We start from the raw sequence: 15,492 nt of genomic DNA on the forward strand, positions 1-15,492 counted from the left end.
CCCCATTAGACTGATCCAATTGAACGAAATTCGCGTAACATCAATTTTGAATGCCGCAGATGCCGCCTTCAAACCACAGCGACTACCGGGATTCGACGCCCAAAGTGATCGCGTCCAATTCCGTCCGGTAGACACGCACGCACCACTTTATGATCGCCGGGTTCGCATTTCGGCGCAGTCTGTCCGCCAGATGAATTCCAAGCTGCGTCAGCGTCAGACTGCTTTCGCCGGATGGACCGACGCCGGCAATCATCGTGCGCAGGAGGTCTATCGTCAGCATAACGGACGCCTCCCCAAGCAGCTTTGCCCCCAGCCACCCGACGATCCGGGCGAGCAGTCGAGCCAACCATGCCGGCAGCCGGAACGGCGCCCATGATGACGGGAGGTAGACCTGACCGATGCCGAGGATGCGAAGCGCCTGAATGACTATCTCCGGTCGCTCGTTGCCAAGCTCAGCCACCGCTTCGCGCAGCAGTGCCGGCCGACGCTCCAGCAAACGTTGCGTGGCAGGTCGATCCAGGATGGCGAGCGCTGCCGCTTCCGAATCGGCATCATATCGTCGTAGCTTGCGCGACATCCGCAGTTCGGCCAGCAGACAGCGCAAGTGCTCGATCGCGTCGACCCCGGCGCTCACTTTTCCGGCCCGCCCCAGCGTCTTCAAAGCCATTTCGAATTTGTGCTGGCGGCCCTGCACATCCGCAAGTAGCAGCAGGAAAGAGTAACACTGGCCCGGTTCGCCTTGTTCGATGGCCATTTCAGCTGCCTTCGACAGAAATGCTTCGGCCTCGATGTGCATTCCGCCTTGCACTAGGGCCTGCGCCTCAAGCAGCCAAAGCGGACTGGTCGGACCCCGCCCCGGACGCTGACGTATCAGGCGAAGCGCCTCGGCCGATGCGCGGTTGCCCAGATAGATGCGAGCCTGTTCAGCAGTATCGCGCTCCCAGGCTTCGAAGTCGGCTGCGGCCCTGGTTACCTCGTCAAGAGATTGGCCAAGCCGCTGCAGCAACCAGGCGCGGCCTCGCGCCGGTAGCTCCGGCATGCTGCCCGGACGCAGCCAGCGCGCCATTTCCGGCGTCCAGAGATCGTCGGGCGGAATATCACCGCTAGCCAGGCGATGATAGATACCTTCCGCCCGCCCGCGCGGCGCCGTCTCGTCCCCGCAGTATACGATGGCGGCGGCATGGATCGCCGCGACTTGCTCGGGCATGGCGCGCCGCAGATCCTGAAGCGCCATCTGGCGAAGATCGGCCCGGTAGCGCAGCGGCCACCGTCTGCTGCCGGCGACGTCGATCTGCTCGTCGTCTTCGTCGGTCTCGACCAGCGCCGTCTCGTCGACGAGCTTGAGGAACAGCGTGTCCGCCCTCTTGTCATCTGGCACGTCGACCTCGCAGGGGCCGGCCAGCACGTGCCGGATGACGTCAGGGGTGATCCGGCGCACGACAAGACCGGGCTGCGCCAGTTTCTGCAGGTCCGCATCGTGGATATGGCCGAGAAGCCTCGTGAAGAGCTGGCCTTGGACCTGTTCCGACTTAACCTTGGCGACGAGCAACGCGAGGTCGGTGGTCGCGTCTATTCCTTCGCGCTCGATGACGCGCGCGGCGAGAGCGAGACTGAGTGGCGCGGTGCCAACCGCCTTAATGACCGGCTCGACCGCCTGTGCAGGCAGGCGCGCGACTCCCTCGAGATAGGCCCTTGCGGTCGGCTCGTCGAAGGAATCGATGCTGATCTGCCGGTATTCGTCGAAGCCCCAGCGCGACACGCGAGCTCGGCTGGCGGGGATTCCGTTCGCGCCAGGCATGCGTGGCGGAGCGCGGCCGGCACAGATAACCCTGACGGACGGATTGGCGGCAAGATCGAACAGCAGATCAAGGATGGCTTCCTCGCTGCTGGCACCTGCGGCCTGGACCTCTTCCCAAGTGTCGACGATGAAAAGAACCGGACGGCCGCTTCGCGTGAACAGAGCGTTGACCAACGGCAGCAGCAATTGGCCGACGGCCGGAGCGCCGTCAAACCCGGCGCTTTCCAAATTTACCGTTTCCGCGCGGCTGGCGATGTTCACAAGTCCGCGCTGAACTCCCTCCGCCAAATCGCGTATGTCCTTGTCTTGCGCGGCGAGTTGGCGCACGGCCTCTCTAGCGAAGCTCGCAGGATCTTTCGGGTCAACAACGGTCCGGTCTGCGTCCAGATAGACGAACGAAAACGGCTGGCTCGCCCGCCGCCCGAGCAATTCGGGCGCGACGACCTCCAACACGAAGCGGGCCATCAGCGTCGACTTGCCGACGCCGCCGGGTCCGTGCAGGCAGAGAATGCTCGAAGTTTTTTTACTGCGAACATAATCGTGCAGAGCCGCCAACTCGTCCGCACGCCCGACAAAACCACGTTCGAGCAGCCGTTGGAACGGCTTGAGCAGCCGCTTCATTTCGATGCGGCGCAACAGATCATCGCGCGCTGGAAGGGCGAAAACAGCTCCCTGAAGCCAGTCGACAGCGCGCGCTAGCGCCAGCAGCTCTTCGAGCGAACGCTGATTGAGGTGGCCGATCTCGCCTTCGCCCAGAATAAGCTCGTCCATGGCCCGTTGCACCGGGTCGTCGGGACGGTCGGGATTGGCTGCAAGCGCCTGGCGGAGCCCATCCGGATGCCGGCCAAGCTGGAACAGAACCTGACGACGTGCAACCTCAGCGAGCTGCCAGCGCTGCGCTGTTGAAAACTTGTCCGCCGGTTCGCAATCGATCAGCAGGTCGACCAGCGCATCGTCGCGGTCCTCGACGTACTGAGCCGGGTGCAATGCCGCGAGGTCGAAGCTGGTCAGCACGGCGGCGGCGGCCTTGAACGGCGGTATTTGTGGCAGTGGTTGGGTGAGGGCCGCTTCCATCATGGCACCAACTGAAGTTTGGCCCGCACGGCGGCAAGTGCGGCGAGCAGCGATGGCCAGAATTGTTGCACTGGTTGGCTTTTGGCGAAGGTTTGTCTGAGACTGTCGCGCGCTTCGGCCAGATCCGGATCGGCGGGTTGACTCTTGTGCTCTTGAACCAGCCTCAGCAGCCATTCCTCTACATGATCGGGCAACGGAAGGCTGCTACGGTCGACGCGGACCAGCTGCGGCAGAGCTCCAGTCAGCCGTTCGGGTTTCAGGCCAATCAGCACCAGCCAGACATTGTTGCATTCGCCCTGATCAATCGCCTGAACCAACCGCAGAACCAAGTCGATTATGCCGGGGCCGACGCGCGGCAGGTTCAGACCATCGACCAGAATCCACCACGGTTCCGGCACGGTGCCGGCCTGCGCAGACTGTTCTCGTTCCTGTAACGCCGCCACCAGCCGTTCGCCCGCCCGCAACACATCGCGCGCTTCCTGCGCCAAGTCGTCGAACTTTTGCTTCAGGGCGAGTTCCAGGCGCACTGCCAGCGGCGCAGTCAACTCGCCGAGTCCGGCCTCGGGCGCCGTGCTTCTCGCCAAGTCGATGGGGATGTAGCGCGCTCGTGTGTGCGAGGACGATTGGCTGACCAGTTGCGCCGAGTAGCTCTTGCCGGTTCCGGGATCGCCGTCCACGAGGAGGATGCGTTGGGCGCCTTGGCTGGCTGGAAACGCGGCAATCGCACCCCACAAAGAGTCCCGGTTGATGAAAAGCCGGCCATTGACGAAGCACGGCCTGTGCGCTTCCTGCGGCGGCAGCGCGGCGGCGAGCAACGCCGCCGCCATGTCTCGCAGCGGCTGATTCGGACCGGGAAGCGGATCCACCGGCCCGGCATGCCCGGCCAACAGGCTCAGAAATTCGGCATCGCGTTCGCGGTTGACAAGTTTTATGATGAACACAACCGCCCGCACCGGCCAGGCCTCGCCCGAAGGTGCGTAGTCGGCAAGATGCAAGCCATTGAAATCGGTGATCAGAAATCTGTCGAACTCACTTTCAGAAAACGAGCCGACAATTTTTTCGCTGAGGGGTTTGATGTCACGAGGCGCCAGCATTTACCGCGCCCCATTCAAACCGGCAGCACGCCGTTCACGGCCAGCCGCGCCGCGACCCGCTCGATCGGCACGCACTGGTTGCCGGTGCCGTCGCCGCCGGCCTGATGCAGCGCCACGATGGCGAGATCGATGTTGACCACGGGCGATCCAGAAGAACCTTTCAGTGTGTTGGCGGTGTGCTGTAAGCGCAGGTCCTCGGGTTTGAGGGAATCTTTGGCGTTGCCGAATGCAAAACGCTGCGGCAATCCCTCCGGGTGCTGAACGACCAGCAGCACATCGTTCTGACCGGGTGCGGCGCCGTGCGTCCCTAAATCGACCTGTCCGCGTGCCATCTTCTGCTCGACCTCATCGTCGCCGACGGCCTCGGCCAGCCGAATGACCGCGTAGTCGAGTTCGGCCTCCGTAGGCGCCGCCGTGCCCTCTTCTCGCTCCGCAGCGCCTGGGGGGCTACCGTCGACCAACCAATCGGCGGCGAATTTGCATTCCCGACCCTTGCCAGTGGTCGGCGGTTCGGTCACGTCGAAGCGACAGGTGACGCCGGCGACATCGGCGCCATTACCGGCGGCAGGCTTGAAAGTGTGGATCACGTGATAATTGGTGATCAAAAGGTCGGGACCGATAAGCCAGCCGGTCCCAAAACCGGGTTTGTCGGCAGGTCTGTTCACATGCTCGATGCGACAGACCCGCCGCCGCAGCATGGCGAGCTTTGTCAGCCATCCATCGGGTTTCAGAAAATCCTGCTTGGGATTCAACAGATCCTGCAGCTTCCAGCCTGCTGGTGCCGGCTTGGCGATGTCGGCGGTCAATCCCACCGTTTCCTGGAAGCGGCGCAGCCGCGGTGCGCCCGGGTTAGCGGCGACGAGACCGTCGATGAGTTCGCGCGTCCATCCCTGCATCTTGGCCTTTTGGATGAGCTCAAACGCCTGTGCAGGGTAGTCCGCCATCGGCGGTGCATAGTTGGCTAAAGGCTGCCTCCCCAGATCGGCCACGAGCGCAGCGTTCAGGGTGACGAAAGTGAAATCGTCGATGATCGCCTTCCAGAGCAGCTTGAATTGAAATCCCGTGAGCGCATCCCAATCGACGGAGCCGTTCATTTTACTTCCTGACCTTGATCTCGATGGTCGAATCATCCTCGCCATCGGCCTGCGCCTGTCCGCTCTCACCCGTGGCTGTCTCGGCCTGCAGTGTGAAGCTGCCGGGGGGCAGATGCAGCCATAGGCGCCCTTCGGCATCGGTCACGCGTCCAACCTCGGGAACCGGTGCGGTGCCGCGCGCCACCTCGACGAGGGCTCCGGCGACCGGCCGACCGCCGGCATCGCGCACCACCACCTGATGTTGCCTGCCGATACGTCCACCGCCTGACATGCCGCCCTTTCCACCCGCCCTCGCGCTATTGCTCCACCCAACCCTTGATCAGGGTGAGAACGTCGGCGGTGATGCGCGGCGCGGAATTCGCTTCGATCTGCAGGTTCGACGGTGTCCCGCCGACGCCATAGGCATGAATCGCGACGACCAGCGGCGTATCGCTGCCGTCAGGACAAATCCAGACCGGCGCGCCGCTTTGCCCGCCGGTGGTGTCGACGTCGTAGAAGATGCGCCGCTGCGTGGTGCGCAAAACGCCGTTGGAATGAAACCACTGCTCTTTGCCAAATCCGGGCTTCAGTGGATAGCCGCTGATGTTGACCATGCGCCGCGCCAGCGCCGCATCGCCCAGCGCGTCGATGGCGAACCAACCTAGTTCGCTACCTAAATCGGTGTCGAGATGGATGACGCCGTAGTCGAAATCGGGATCCTGGCTGCCAGTCCAGGCATCGATGGCCGAAACCCTCGTCGCGACCGCGCCTTTGAACGGCAAAGTGTCACCGTTGCGACCGGGATTGACTGTGATGCGCTCGGCCCAGCCGCCGAGATCGGGGTGGTGGACACAGTGGCCGGCCGTGATCAGCGTGCGCGGGCCTGCGAACCATCCGGTGCCTATAAAACGTTGACCGTCCTTGCCTTCAATTTCGAGCGCGCAGATCTGACGCCATGGAGTCAGCGTCGTTTCGAGGATGCGGGTTCGGTCATCGGTGTCGCCTAAAATGCTTTCGAGAGCGGAGCGACGGCCATGGGCCACCACATGCTTCTCAGCCAGGCTTTTGTTGCCGCCGAGGCTGCCGGCGGCCCCCGGAAGCTGCGGTTCTGGCGGCACCGCCGCAAGTTCAATCGATTCTAGTGGACGCGCCGGTTTCGAAACAGATTTAACCTTGACCATTTCCACCCCCATGTCGAGCCTGGCGACATTTCTCGCTAAGTGCGTTGCGACGTCTGCACCAAGTCTGTTCCCCTACGCAAACAAGTTTCGCGCAGAATGACCCTCGCGTCCAGATGAGTTGTGTAGAAAGACTTAGTCAAACGAGGATTTCTTGAAACGGCGCGTCGACATCGTCGACAAGCGCTTGGGTCTGCACTTTCGTTGTCGAACCGGAGAGATCTGAGGGATTGAGATCATCACACCTTGAGCGTGCCGCATTTCTGCTCTGACTTGACCGCCGCACTGGCACATATTGTTATTGATGGACCGTTTCGTGCCTCCGAGGGGTAGTTCGAGCATTGCCCGGGCTTGATCGTGGCGATGAGATGTCAGACCTGTCCCACGTGACCTCAATGGATCACCCCTGGGCTTGACACATCAAGTGCTCGATCTTGGCAGAGCCTGATGCGTGGGGTTGAGATCTGCGAGTTGGGGACAGCAGCAATCAAAGCCTTGCTCCAAACTTGAATCCCTCCCCACAGCTTGCTGTCAGTGACATCGAAGCTGTCCGTGACCACGCCATCGTTCTCCCGCCAGCTAAACTTTGCCGACGGCGAGCGTAGCTTGTCGCCGGCCGCGTTCGGCTTTGGAGGCGCGAGGCTGAGAAAATCTCCGAGAGCCACATTGGGGTTGCTTTCGGACCATGCTACGCTGACCCATACGTCGTCTTCCCCAGCGCGACCGGTAACACACTGATGGCTCGCAGGGGCCGCGGATTTTTGCGATCACAATCAAGCCGCTGCCATTGTAAAGCACCGCTTACAGGTAATTGCGCTTCTCCCTTTGTGGCGAAGATATTTGGTGCCCGCAGTAGCACCACTCCAACACAAAGTTGCTTCCCCTTCGATGTCGCAACATTGCGAATGGGGCAACAGAGTCGGGTGCAAAATCGAAAGACTTTGCGGCCGTCGAACAGAGGAGGCATAGAACAGGCGGGGACCTTATTGCGAAAATTAAGAAGGCGACCTGCCATCAAGTCCGCTTTCCCCGCCTGTTGAGGTGGTTATCGCAACGATCGCTGTTACCCGCGCGTATCTAATGTTAGCATGCAGAGGCAAAACGTGGCGATGATGTGATCAGTCGCTCGAAGCGAATTTCTATGTGATCGTCATGAGGATAAAATGAGTGCCGACCTTGACGAATTGACGAATTTGCGACGACAGATAGAGGAATTAAAGGCGCAACTAGCCTCACCATCTGCGTTGACAGCAAACTATAACGCGCTAAAGGCAGCGGCCGACGCAAAGGCTGCATCGATCACGGCCGAATCGATTGCGCAAAAAGCACTTTTCCAGACTGTTGCCGGATCCACTGCGGCCACCGGCACCATCAGCCCGGGACAAGGCTCGGGTGCCGGCGAAGCGACCTTACTTGCGGCCCGCATCTTGCAAGAGATTGCCGAGAAAATTGCCGCTCAGGTCAGCGCTACACCACTCGAAACAGATGGCCGATTTATTGTATTTGCAGGAACCCAGCGTCCTACCTTTGGCCGATGGCGTGCGTTTCAGGCATTGATTGACGAAATCATAATCGCTTTTTCTCGCTCCGATGAAGAGATTGCCCTAGCTCAAGACCTGGAAAAAAATGCCGAGGTATTGGAGAATGCGAGGCAGCCAGACGACAATAAAGAGTCAGCTGTTCCATTTACTGCAGCCGGCGCAATTTTCGATTTTGGTGTGAAGCTTGGAAGTTATTTCCTGACTGATTACACCACCAGTGCAGTAACATTGACGGGCGTTACGGATGATTTTCTCGCAGTGGCGGTGGTTGGTAAATTGATTAATGCATGGTATCCGGCCAGATGGGCACCGCCTACTCCAGATGGCGAGTTGGCCACCCTCCTTGAGAAAGTGAACGGGCCGCAGCGGGCCTCGGTGGAGAAGCTTAAGTTGGCGCAAAGGAGCACCATAGCTTACGCGGATTTGTCCGCACGCGAACAAGACATAGGGCGAAAAGAGCGCTTTCAGAAGATTTCCGAAGCATATGAAAAGGCCGGCCTCGCGGTCACGGCGGCTCAAAAACTTGTCACCGATTTAATAGCCGCCGTTATGGTTGCAGACGCCCAAGGCTTCCCCTTGCTGACGTACATCATTGAGGAAAAAACAATATCCGATCGCTTCAAGGCAGGGGACAAGGCGTTGATCCTGCAGGTCAACACGACAGTAGGCACTGTCTACACAAAAAAGAACATCTGGACTTTTCTCGGGGAGATGCCGTTTTACGTGCGCGGTGGCGTGCTAGTAAGCTACCTTCTCGTCGACCCAAAAACGGGCAATATTCTGAAAAGTGCGCAGTTCTCAGAACAGAGTCATTTTTGCAAGCTCAGCAAGATCGTTTAAACTCCACCGGTGGCGAATCCAGACACGGGCAATCAATCTGTTGCAAATAGTGGGGTGACGACCCGCACGCCCCCCACCACCGCTAAGACAGCCAAACTAGCCGACCAGAGTTCCTGGAAGTGTCCATGGCGTCTCGCTATCGTAGCTCGCCTTTTCGGGTTTGACCGATATATGAATATGATGCGTATGGCCGTTGGTACCGTGGTAGTCGCGCCAACCCCAAGCCGCTGCGCCACCGACCGCTGAAGAGTTAGCTATTCTCCGATTCCAAATGATGTACTTGACGCGCGTATCTTTGGTATTGCGGATTGCGGTAGCAATCATTTCGGCCCCACAGCCATGCTCTGGATCGTTTGTGATGTCCATGGCTGTCACCACCCCAATGTTCCCGTCATTAACCCACGGATTGTGGTCAGATGCGCGCGATTGATGGCTCGGATCCCCGATCGTCCCATCGCTTGCTTTGCTTCGAGCCGGGGCCAACGCATTCACCTGCGCTCGCAATGTCAAAAGGCTCTTGGCAACCCGCCAGTCCGACATTGCGGCAGCCTCACCCGGTGGTGGAACCGGGCTGGGGTCGTCGGGGTCGCCGTGTAGGTCCGCGTCGCTCGCATCGCCGATTTCATGAGCAAGTTCAGAATCCGGAATGTCCGTTGCCGGCCGTGGCACAGCCTCAGTTTCAGGAAAAAGATCAGATCCCTCATTCATAGTTCGCGCCTCCTTGTTCAATCGACGTCCCCGGACGACGATCACTCCAGAACTTCAATCTCAAAGGTTATTATGTCGGGCCACTCAGCCGCCAGGCCTTCCATTTTGATGGCAACTGACATGGAGGCTGATGTCAACTTGATAGCCATTGCGGGGCCCTAGACCCAAAAGCTGCAGAAAGATAACCTGTCTGACTGAGATGAATGCATAATTTCCGATCGAAGTGAATGCTGTTACAAAATTTATTAAGTGTTCCAAAAGGTCAATTTGTCCCAGTTGCGGACGGAAGTCATGCCTTGCATGCATTTGGGCTTCTGGCCGAATTGGTTGGTGATTTCGCCCCGGAGCTTAATTCTGATCCCGTTGGATATGACAAGAAGGTTTTTGAACTGCTTAGAGAGGTGATCATGCAAGAGGGAGAGGGGATTTTAACGCAGGAGGAGAAACGGAATGCCGTGGAGATGATGAAGTCCCTAATGGACGATGGGGCCATCACAGGGGAGTCCGCGATTTTCCAGTCATTTGCAAAACGCCGAGATTTAAAATGAGCGTGATTTGATGAGAGCTTCGTGTCGTCGAAGGCGCGCCGAGAATTTTCTCGCTTACAGACCCAAAGTCGCCCAGCAGCGCAACAAGCCGAGCAAGACCGCGTGACCTTCGACGACAGCCTTGCTGATGCAGCGTAAAAAGCAGGCGGATGGAAATGAACCCTGACAAGCCTAGTCGGAAGTAGACGCATGCGCTTTACGAGAGTTCTAATTTCCTGAAATTGGTGACGGTCAAACAGGAGATCGCGCGCCCGACGTCTGCCCTTATCGTGAGGCTTGCGTGATATCGCCACCGCGCTTTATGCCTGCTTACTTTATTTCTCAAACCAGGAGCTACGCGATTTGCCTATCCCTCAATATGCACGACACGTTCCGTCGCATCTCTTGGTAAAATGCATTTGCCGGCGAGGGTGCGGCAGAGGGGGGCTAGTGTACGCTAAAGTGTCAAAATATCCGTGGCATGAAACGGGATCCGCCCCGGACCCGGAGTTGTTTGCCACATGCCTACGGTGTGGATACAAAGCAACGGACGAATACAACTGGATTAGGATGTAGACACTGGCTATGCCTCCTCCGCGCGCAGAGTACATGCCATGCTAGTCGTCGACACCGCCGAGCAAATCCTGTATCTGCTTGATCCAGCCATCCCTGGGCGGTGGGGCCACCCTGCGGGCGCCAAACATTCCGAAGGTTGGAACGCCAGGGAACCGCGCCGAGAGCTTGATTTGGATTGCCCGGTAATGCGTGCCGGCCGTCAGGGCGTCGTCGAAAATCGCAATTGACCTGACAGGTTTGATATTAGCCAATGGCTGGTCGATTTCATAGATCGCGAGCAATCCGCTGAGGGTAGCCCGGATGTTCGATTCGTGCGCGGCGGCGTGTGGACTGGTGACGGCTACCATAATATCCGGTGAAGAAAAGACAGAGGAAGGTGGATCAGACGTGACTAGCGGTCGCGAAGCTGGCCTTGCTCATGCGCCCCAGATTTTCTAGGCCAGCGCTATTAGCATGCCCGACGGGTATCGAGCGGGCTCGTTGTGGAACTTTCTCTCGGCGCCCACTATCTCATTCAAAGATATTGGAAAGATCCTTATTGCCAAGAGAGTGAGGAGCGGCTTGTGGGGTCGGGATTGGATGCTCGTCCTCCATCAATCTCGCTCATTCACCGCCGTTCAGGCTGACTCGCGATGACGGCGGCACGCCACTGTTTGCTTTCGATTCCGCATCTCAAGTTCCTCAATTGGCTGTAATGCCGCTTTGCCAAGCTTGACGTACGCCGATCCAATCCTCTTGGCTCTCGAATTTCGCTGCGTTCCAAGAAAGATGCTGCCGCGATATCGCAGATCGCAGGCGGCTGTTAATCGTGTATTTTGGATAACTGTCATACCGGCAGCGCTCCAATGGCCCTGTTGAGGCTGCGCTAGAAGGTGTACACTTCTCGGTACTGCAGCTTCGTGAGAGAGTGCAGTCCCCGTGAGAAACATGACGTTTGTTCCTGCCAATTGAGAGGGCCGTTTAGGGGTCAGGCGCTTTCAAATTCCATTCGTGCCAACTGCGCTGTCGGGTCTGAGATCACAACACGCGGAGAGTTGTTTTCGCGATAGTGACCCCAGGCCAATTGCCCGCAGTTCATATTGTCGTTGCGGCTGCTGAAGAACGCGTAGGCGTTGAAGCCGGCGCCGCGAAATAGTTCCGCGGCTGCAAGAACATCGGCGTCAGAACCTGGCAAAAGTCCGTTGCTGCGACTGGTGTCGGTTTCGTTCAGACGAGATATGCGAAGCGAAATTCGATTAGCCAGAGGCGAGAGCAGCGTTCGCAAGTGCTCTAAATGGGCCGGCGAATCGTTGTCACCCTTTAGAAGTACGTAGTTGAAGCGCACGTGAATCGATGTGGCTGCTTCGACCGCCCGCAGCACCTCACCAATGTCGTAATGCCGGAACGCTTGGCCATGGATTTGGCGTGTACGGGCGTTGTCGGGGTGGAATAACGAGACCTGTAGAAACTTCAGGTTGAGGTCCGTAGCGGCTTCATTCGCTCTGGTGATGAAAGCCGGGCGAATTCCGACGGTAGTCATTGTGATCGACCGCTCCGGCCAGTTAGCCTTGAGAGCTTTTGCGAAGGCAAGGACATTTGCGGCGTTCAGCGAGCTCTCGCCGATACCTGCCAGGCTCACCAAGCCATGTTCAGGATTTCCAGTGGAAGCCAAGGTAGCTGAATAGATGCTTAGGAGATCCGCAGCGCTCAAGGCTACGGCGCCGCGGATTGCTCCTGACGCACAATGAGCACAGGCCATCTGACAGCCGTAGCCGGTCGGGAGCTCGACAACAGTTTTGACCTTGTTCGTCCCGAGATAATGCTCAAAAACACTCGCTTCGAGGACCTGTCCTCGCAAGGCCAGCAAAATCCTGTGTCCTTTTTCGTAATCCCAGCTTCGCGACTTGTAGGCTTGCTCACTGTGCAGGATTTGTAGCACGTGCGGCGTAGCGTTAGCAGACATTTCGGAGGCTTTAGCGTGGGCCATGGTCAACCTATCGCCCGAACAGTTGAGCAGGTTTGACCTGATGGGCTTCCCACAACCGGCGAAAATCGTTGACTATTACAGCGGCGAGGGGAGTGTTGGGCTCGAGTGATATTGCAAGGTTCCCCGAAGTGTCGGCCAATGAAAGATAAGGAGAAGTCCATAAAATAGTATCCGACTTAAACATTGTAAAAGTCAATTGAATGTCATCGACGCGACGTGTTTCGAGGCGTTCACGTCTTTTTGCGTCCTTTACCTTCGGAAGAACTCGGGTCTCGATAAATTCATCCAACATTTTAGCGCCCCGGGTGACATCACGATCGGAATGCTTGCGAGTCGCCTCTGCTACCCGCCCGGTGGGGCTTAGGGTAATCAGCTTGGCCGACCCGCCCTTATTTAGCACCCTTATTAGTGCTTCTGCAAAGTCCTGCGCGAACGCTTCACCGGTCCATTTTTCAAGCGTTCTGCCGACCATGATAAGCTCCGTTCGCTGGGACGCGGTGTCCCTCACGGCCCTGATGGTGCTTTTCCAAAACTCGTCATTGTACTCTGCGCGGCTCGAGATGTCTCTAATCCCAAGACGCCGAATCGATTGCACGTGGGCGCTGATTTCACCCAATTTCGAGTAGACCTGTTCGAGGTTAAGCCTTGATTTACCAAGGTACTTATCGGTCATCAAAAAAATTGAACTCGTCGCCAACGATGCGAGAACACCGCTCAATATCGCCGCTTCCAGTGGCCGATTGACGACGGCCGCAAAAGCCCAAACGACCACGGCCGTTATCACGATACATACTGCCGTCCACAGTGCTCGGAACCGGTACTCGTTTACAAAGAACTTGAAACGCCACATTTGTCCCTCCCCAAAAACTGAGCATACACTGAAAAATAAAAGCCTGACTGCAAACCGAGGCTCCCCTATGCCCGATTTGATCGTCAGTTCAGCAAATAAGCAATTGCTGATCATCGCCCCCTGTCAGCGTAGATCGGCGCGACTTTTCATGCAACATGTAGCTGGTGCTGCGGGGATCATGACTTTTCGCATGCTGTGAACAAGCCGGATATGACGAAACGAGGAGAGTATTCGTCGATAGCGGCGGGGATTTGAAATGGGGGTAGCAGATGAAGTTGCTTTTTATACACGGGCGGTCTCAACAAGGGCGGAGTTCGGATGAACTCCGCATCGAATGGGTAGAAGCGCTAAATTTGGCACTGAAAAGGCTGAAGATTCCAACTATCGAGACGGAGGTAGTGAGCGTCCCGTTTTACGGCGACCTACTTGAAACTTTGTCGAAGACGAGCGCAGTGCCCGTTACGGCACCTGATCTAAGCAAGCGATCTAATGACAGCTACGATAGCTTCCTCAAGGAATTTGCGAGTGAGATCGGCGAACGTCATCCAGACCTCTTGCCGGACCAGTTACAGCCCGCCGCGCCGCCATCACCGTCGCCTGGGGGAGCTCATCACCTCGATATGCAGGCGCGCTCGGCGGGAGATTTCAACACACGCGGTCCGCAGAATTGGTGGTGGGTTATAGAAGTTGTTCGCGCGCTAGATCGGAAGTTCCCTGCGGTTTCGTCGCTGACGATCGAAAACCTGCTGCACGACGTGAATCGCGGGATACGCGACAAAATCGATGCCGTCGTGAGGAAGGAGCTCTCCAATCAGCCAACCGTCGTGGTAGCCCACTCATTGGGTACGGTGGTCGCTTTTAATGTGCTCCGAGACCATGGGGGAAAGGTGCCGTTGCTGGTGACAGTGGGTTCGCCGCTCGCCATGCGCGCAGTCGCCAATCGACTGCCTACGCCGAAAACCATCCCTGGCGCTGTTGAAAATTGGTTCAACGCATATGATGTCCATGACATCGTCGCTCTCAATCGTCTTGCGCCCGACGATTTCACGACGGACCGGCCAATCGAAAACCACGGTGAGGTCAAAAACTTTACCGAAAACCACCACAGCATTGCCGGCTACCTTACCGACCTCGCGGTTGCCCAGAAGATTGTCTCGGCGTTCCGGGAGGACCCGAAATGAAGGTCCTTTTTATCGCCTCCAATCCGGAAAATGAAAAGTCACTGCGGCTGGAGCAGGAAATCACTGAACTGCAGCGCATCACAGTGCCGGGAAGCGATCGCACGATAGAGTTCGCCTTCCTTCCTGCGCTTCCGTTTGAGGAGCTTGAGAACCAAATACTGATGCATAAGGCGGAGGTCGTGCATATCGTGGCTCACGGTGAGCCAGGGCATGTGTTCTTGGCGACCTCTTATGAGACGAAAGTCGCCCTAACCGTACAGGCGGTCAAGACGCTCCTCCAAGCATTTCCGCCAAAGTTAGTTTACATCAACTCCTGCAATTCGCACGAGATTGCCCGAGGCATCACTGACATTGTCCCGTTCGCGATTGGGACGATCGCGGAGATCTCGAACTTCGGAGCTCGCAAGGGCGCGGTCAATTTCTACAGGGCAATTTCACTAGGGCGCTCTCTGGTTGCCGCATTCAGGTCGGCCGCCGAGACGGTTGCAATCATGCACGGCCCAGACAGCGTACAGATGGTCCTTGAGCCCACTGAAAGGCTTGATAGCGCCGAGTATGTTGTTCTTTTCGAACCGACCCGGCTGGTGGCACGGTTTCTCAACCATCAGTTTCGGCCGGATGAGAAGGGAAACTGGGCGTTCGAACTTGGCGTAGCCGGCTGCCCAGCTACCACAGTCCAGGCAGTCATCTGCACCGATGAGGAGACATTCGTTCCGGACCACAACGAACCCGACCCGGTCGAGCATCTCTGCTCAGTCGTTATCACAACATCCCGTCGTGGTGAGGTTTGGCTCAACGAACCTTGGTCAGGCATCTACGGGGACATTAGACTCTACGCGGTTGTGATTGGAGCCGGCGGCCGACATGTCACGGCTAGAGCTACGCTTGCCGAAGCATTGGAGAACTACTATGGGGCGACGAAGGGTCTGGATGCTGCGATCGAGACGGCGCTTCACAGCCTGCGGGACGCTGATGGTTCAATTATCAGGGCGAGTCTGCCGGGACGGCGGGGTAAGCGCACTTAAAGCGTAGGGCCTGGCCACGGTGTTAAGCTGATGGCCTTACGGCGTACCGCGGCGGCCAAAA

The 15,492-nt window shown here is 57.8% G+C and carries 13 protein-coding genes; 4 read left to right on the forward strand and 9 right to left on the reverse strand.

Annotated elements, in window-relative coordinates; genetic code table 11:
- Positions 1-82: 82 nt before the first annotated feature.
- Genes NKI05_RS05345 through NKI05_RS05365 form a run of 5 tightly spaced genes read right to left on the reverse strand, consistent with a single transcriptional unit; the run spans position 83 to position 6,220 of the window.
- The gene (locus NKI05_RS05345; RefSeq protein WP_352792239.1) at positions 83-2,875 is read right to left on the reverse strand and encodes an ATP-binding protein; all 2,793 of its coding nucleotides are present in this window, start codon (positions 2,873-2,875) and stop codon (positions 83-85) included.
- The gene (locus NKI05_RS05350; protein ID WP_352792240.1) at positions 2,872-3,966 is read right to left on the reverse strand and encodes a P-loop NTPase family protein; all 1,095 of its coding nucleotides are present in this window, start codon (positions 3,964-3,966) and stop codon (positions 2,872-2,874) included. The genes NKI05_RS05345 and NKI05_RS05350 overlap by 4 nt, the downstream gene beginning before the upstream one ends.
- A 14-nt stretch (positions 3,967-3,980) precedes the next feature.
- Complete coding sequence (locus tag NKI05_RS05355) at positions 3,981-5,060, reverse strand: trypsin-like peptidase domain-containing protein (protein ID WP_352792241.1); 1,080 nt, start codon at positions 5,058-5,060, stop codon at positions 3,981-3,983.
- Between the two features lies 1 nt (position 5,061).
- Positions 5,062-5,331, reverse strand: a complete 270-nt coding sequence (locus NKI05_RS05360) for a carboxypeptidase-like regulatory domain-containing protein (protein ID WP_352792242.1) — start codon at positions 5,329-5,331, stop codon at positions 5,062-5,064.
- 25 nt (positions 5,332-5,356) lie between these two features.
- Entirely contained in the window at positions 5,357-6,220 is an 864-nt protein-coding gene (locus NKI05_RS05365; RefSeq protein ID WP_352792243.1) for a trypsin-like serine peptidase, read from the reverse strand.
- Positions 6,221-7,380: 1,160 nt separating this feature from the next.
- On the opposite strand from NKI05_RS05365, the gene NKI05_RS05370 reads away from it, so the two are divergent.
- A complete protein-coding gene (locus NKI05_RS05370) occupies positions 7,381-8,598 on the forward strand; it encodes a hypothetical protein (protein WP_352792244.1) in 1,218 nt (405 codons plus the stop codon).
- A gap of 96 nt (positions 8,599-8,694) precedes the next feature.
- Here the strand turns inward: NKI05_RS05370 and NKI05_RS05375 are convergent, their stop codons facing one another.
- A complete protein-coding gene (locus tag NKI05_RS05375; protein ID WP_352792245.1) occupies positions 8,695-9,306 on the reverse strand; it encodes a VldE C-terminal domain-containing protein in 612 nt (203 codons plus the stop codon).
- Positions 9,307-9,533: 227 nt separating this feature from the next.
- Between NKI05_RS05375 and NKI05_RS05380 the strand changes: the two genes are divergently transcribed.
- On the forward strand, positions 9,534-9,854 hold the full coding sequence (locus NKI05_RS05380; RefSeq protein WP_352792246.1) for a hypothetical protein: 321 nt from the start codon (positions 9,534-9,536) through the stop codon (positions 9,852-9,854).
- 596 nt (positions 9,855-10,450) lie between these two features.
- On the opposite strand, the gene NKI05_RS05385 is transcribed toward NKI05_RS05380, so the two are convergent.
- From NKI05_RS05385 to NKI05_RS05395, 3 genes are all read right to left on the reverse strand, one after another.
- Positions 10,451-10,756, reverse strand: a complete 306-nt coding sequence (locus NKI05_RS05385) for a hypothetical protein (RefSeq protein ID WP_352792247.1) — start codon at positions 10,754-10,756, stop codon at positions 10,451-10,453.
- A 620-nt stretch (positions 10,757-11,376) separates the two neighbouring features.
- On the reverse strand, positions 11,377-12,375 hold the full coding sequence (locus NKI05_RS05390; RefSeq protein WP_352792248.1) for a radical SAM protein: 999 nt from the start codon (positions 12,373-12,375) through the stop codon (positions 11,377-11,379).
- Between the two features lie 7 nt (positions 12,376-12,382).
- Positions 12,383-13,225, reverse strand: a complete 843-nt coding sequence (locus NKI05_RS05395) for a hypothetical protein (protein ID WP_352792249.1) — start codon at positions 13,223-13,225, stop codon at positions 12,383-12,385.
- Between the two features lie 269 nt (positions 13,226-13,494).
- Here NKI05_RS05395 and NKI05_RS05400 point away from each other — a divergent pair, with 269 nt between their 5' ends.
- Together NKI05_RS05400 and NKI05_RS05405 are read left to right on the forward strand one after the other, a co-directional pair.
- A complete protein-coding gene (locus tag NKI05_RS05400) occupies positions 13,495-14,406 on the forward strand; it encodes an alpha/beta hydrolase (protein WP_352792250.1) in 912 nt (303 codons plus the stop codon).
- The gene (locus tag NKI05_RS05405) at positions 14,403-15,431 is read left to right on the forward strand and encodes a hypothetical protein (protein WP_352792251.1); all 1,029 of its coding nucleotides are present in this window, start codon (positions 14,403-14,405) and stop codon (positions 15,429-15,431) included. Before NKI05_RS05400 ends, NKI05_RS05405 begins: the two co-directional genes overlap by 4 nt.
- Positions 15,432-15,492 lie beyond the last annotated feature (61 nt).

Origin of the sequence: Mesorhizobium sp. M0771 (assembly GCF_040320155.1) — a bacterium.
Taxonomy (GTDB): Bacteria; Pseudomonadota; Alphaproteobacteria; order Rhizobiales; family Rhizobiaceae; genus Mesorhizobium.

Excerpts from the sequence above, each read along its gene's own strand:
- NKI05_RS05345 (WP_352792239.1), bottom strand. The coding sequence starts at position 2,875 with ATGATGGAAGCGGCCCTCACCCAACCACTGCCACAAATACCGCCGTTC.
- NKI05_RS05350 (WP_352792240.1), bottom strand. The coding sequence starts at position 3,966 with ATGCTGGCGCCTCGTGACATCAAACCCCTCAGCGAAAAAATTGTCGGC.
- NKI05_RS05355 (WP_352792241.1), bottom strand. The coding sequence starts at position 5,060 with ATGAACGGCTCCGTCGATTGGGATGCGCTCACGGGATTTCAATTCAAG.
- NKI05_RS05360 (WP_352792242.1), bottom strand. The coding sequence starts at position 5,331 with ATGTCAGGCGGTGGACGTATCGGCAGGCAACATCAGGTGGTGGTGCGC.
- NKI05_RS05365 (WP_352792243.1), bottom strand. The coding sequence starts at position 6,220 with ATGGTCAAGGTTAAATCTGTTTCGAAACCGGCGCGTCCACTAGAATCG.
- NKI05_RS05370 (WP_352792244.1), top strand. The coding sequence starts at position 7,381 with ATGAGTGCCGACCTTGACGAATTGACGAATTTGCGACGACAGATAGAG.
- NKI05_RS05375 (WP_352792245.1), bottom strand. The coding sequence starts at position 9,306 with ATGAATGAGGGATCTGATCTTTTTCCTGAAACTGAGGCTGTGCCACGG.
- NKI05_RS05380 (WP_352792246.1), top strand. The coding sequence starts at position 9,534 with ATGCTGTTACAAAATTTATTAAGTGTTCCAAAAGGTCAATTTGTCCCA.
- NKI05_RS05385 (WP_352792247.1), bottom strand. The coding sequence starts at position 10,756 with ATGGTAGCCGTCACCAGTCCACACGCCGCCGCGCACGAATCGAACATC.
- NKI05_RS05390 (WP_352792248.1), bottom strand. The coding sequence starts at position 12,375 with ATGGCCCACGCTAAAGCCTCCGAAATGTCTGCTAACGCTACGCCGCAC.
- NKI05_RS05395 (WP_352792249.1), bottom strand. The coding sequence starts at position 13,225 with ATGTGGCGTTTCAAGTTCTTTGTAAACGAGTACCGGTTCCGAGCACTG.
- NKI05_RS05400 (WP_352792250.1), top strand. The coding sequence starts at position 13,495 with ATGAAGTTGCTTTTTATACACGGGCGGTCTCAACAAGGGCGGAGTTCG.
- NKI05_RS05405 (WP_352792251.1), top strand. The coding sequence starts at position 14,403 with ATGAAGGTCCTTTTTATCGCCTCCAATCCGGAAAATGAAAAGTCACTG.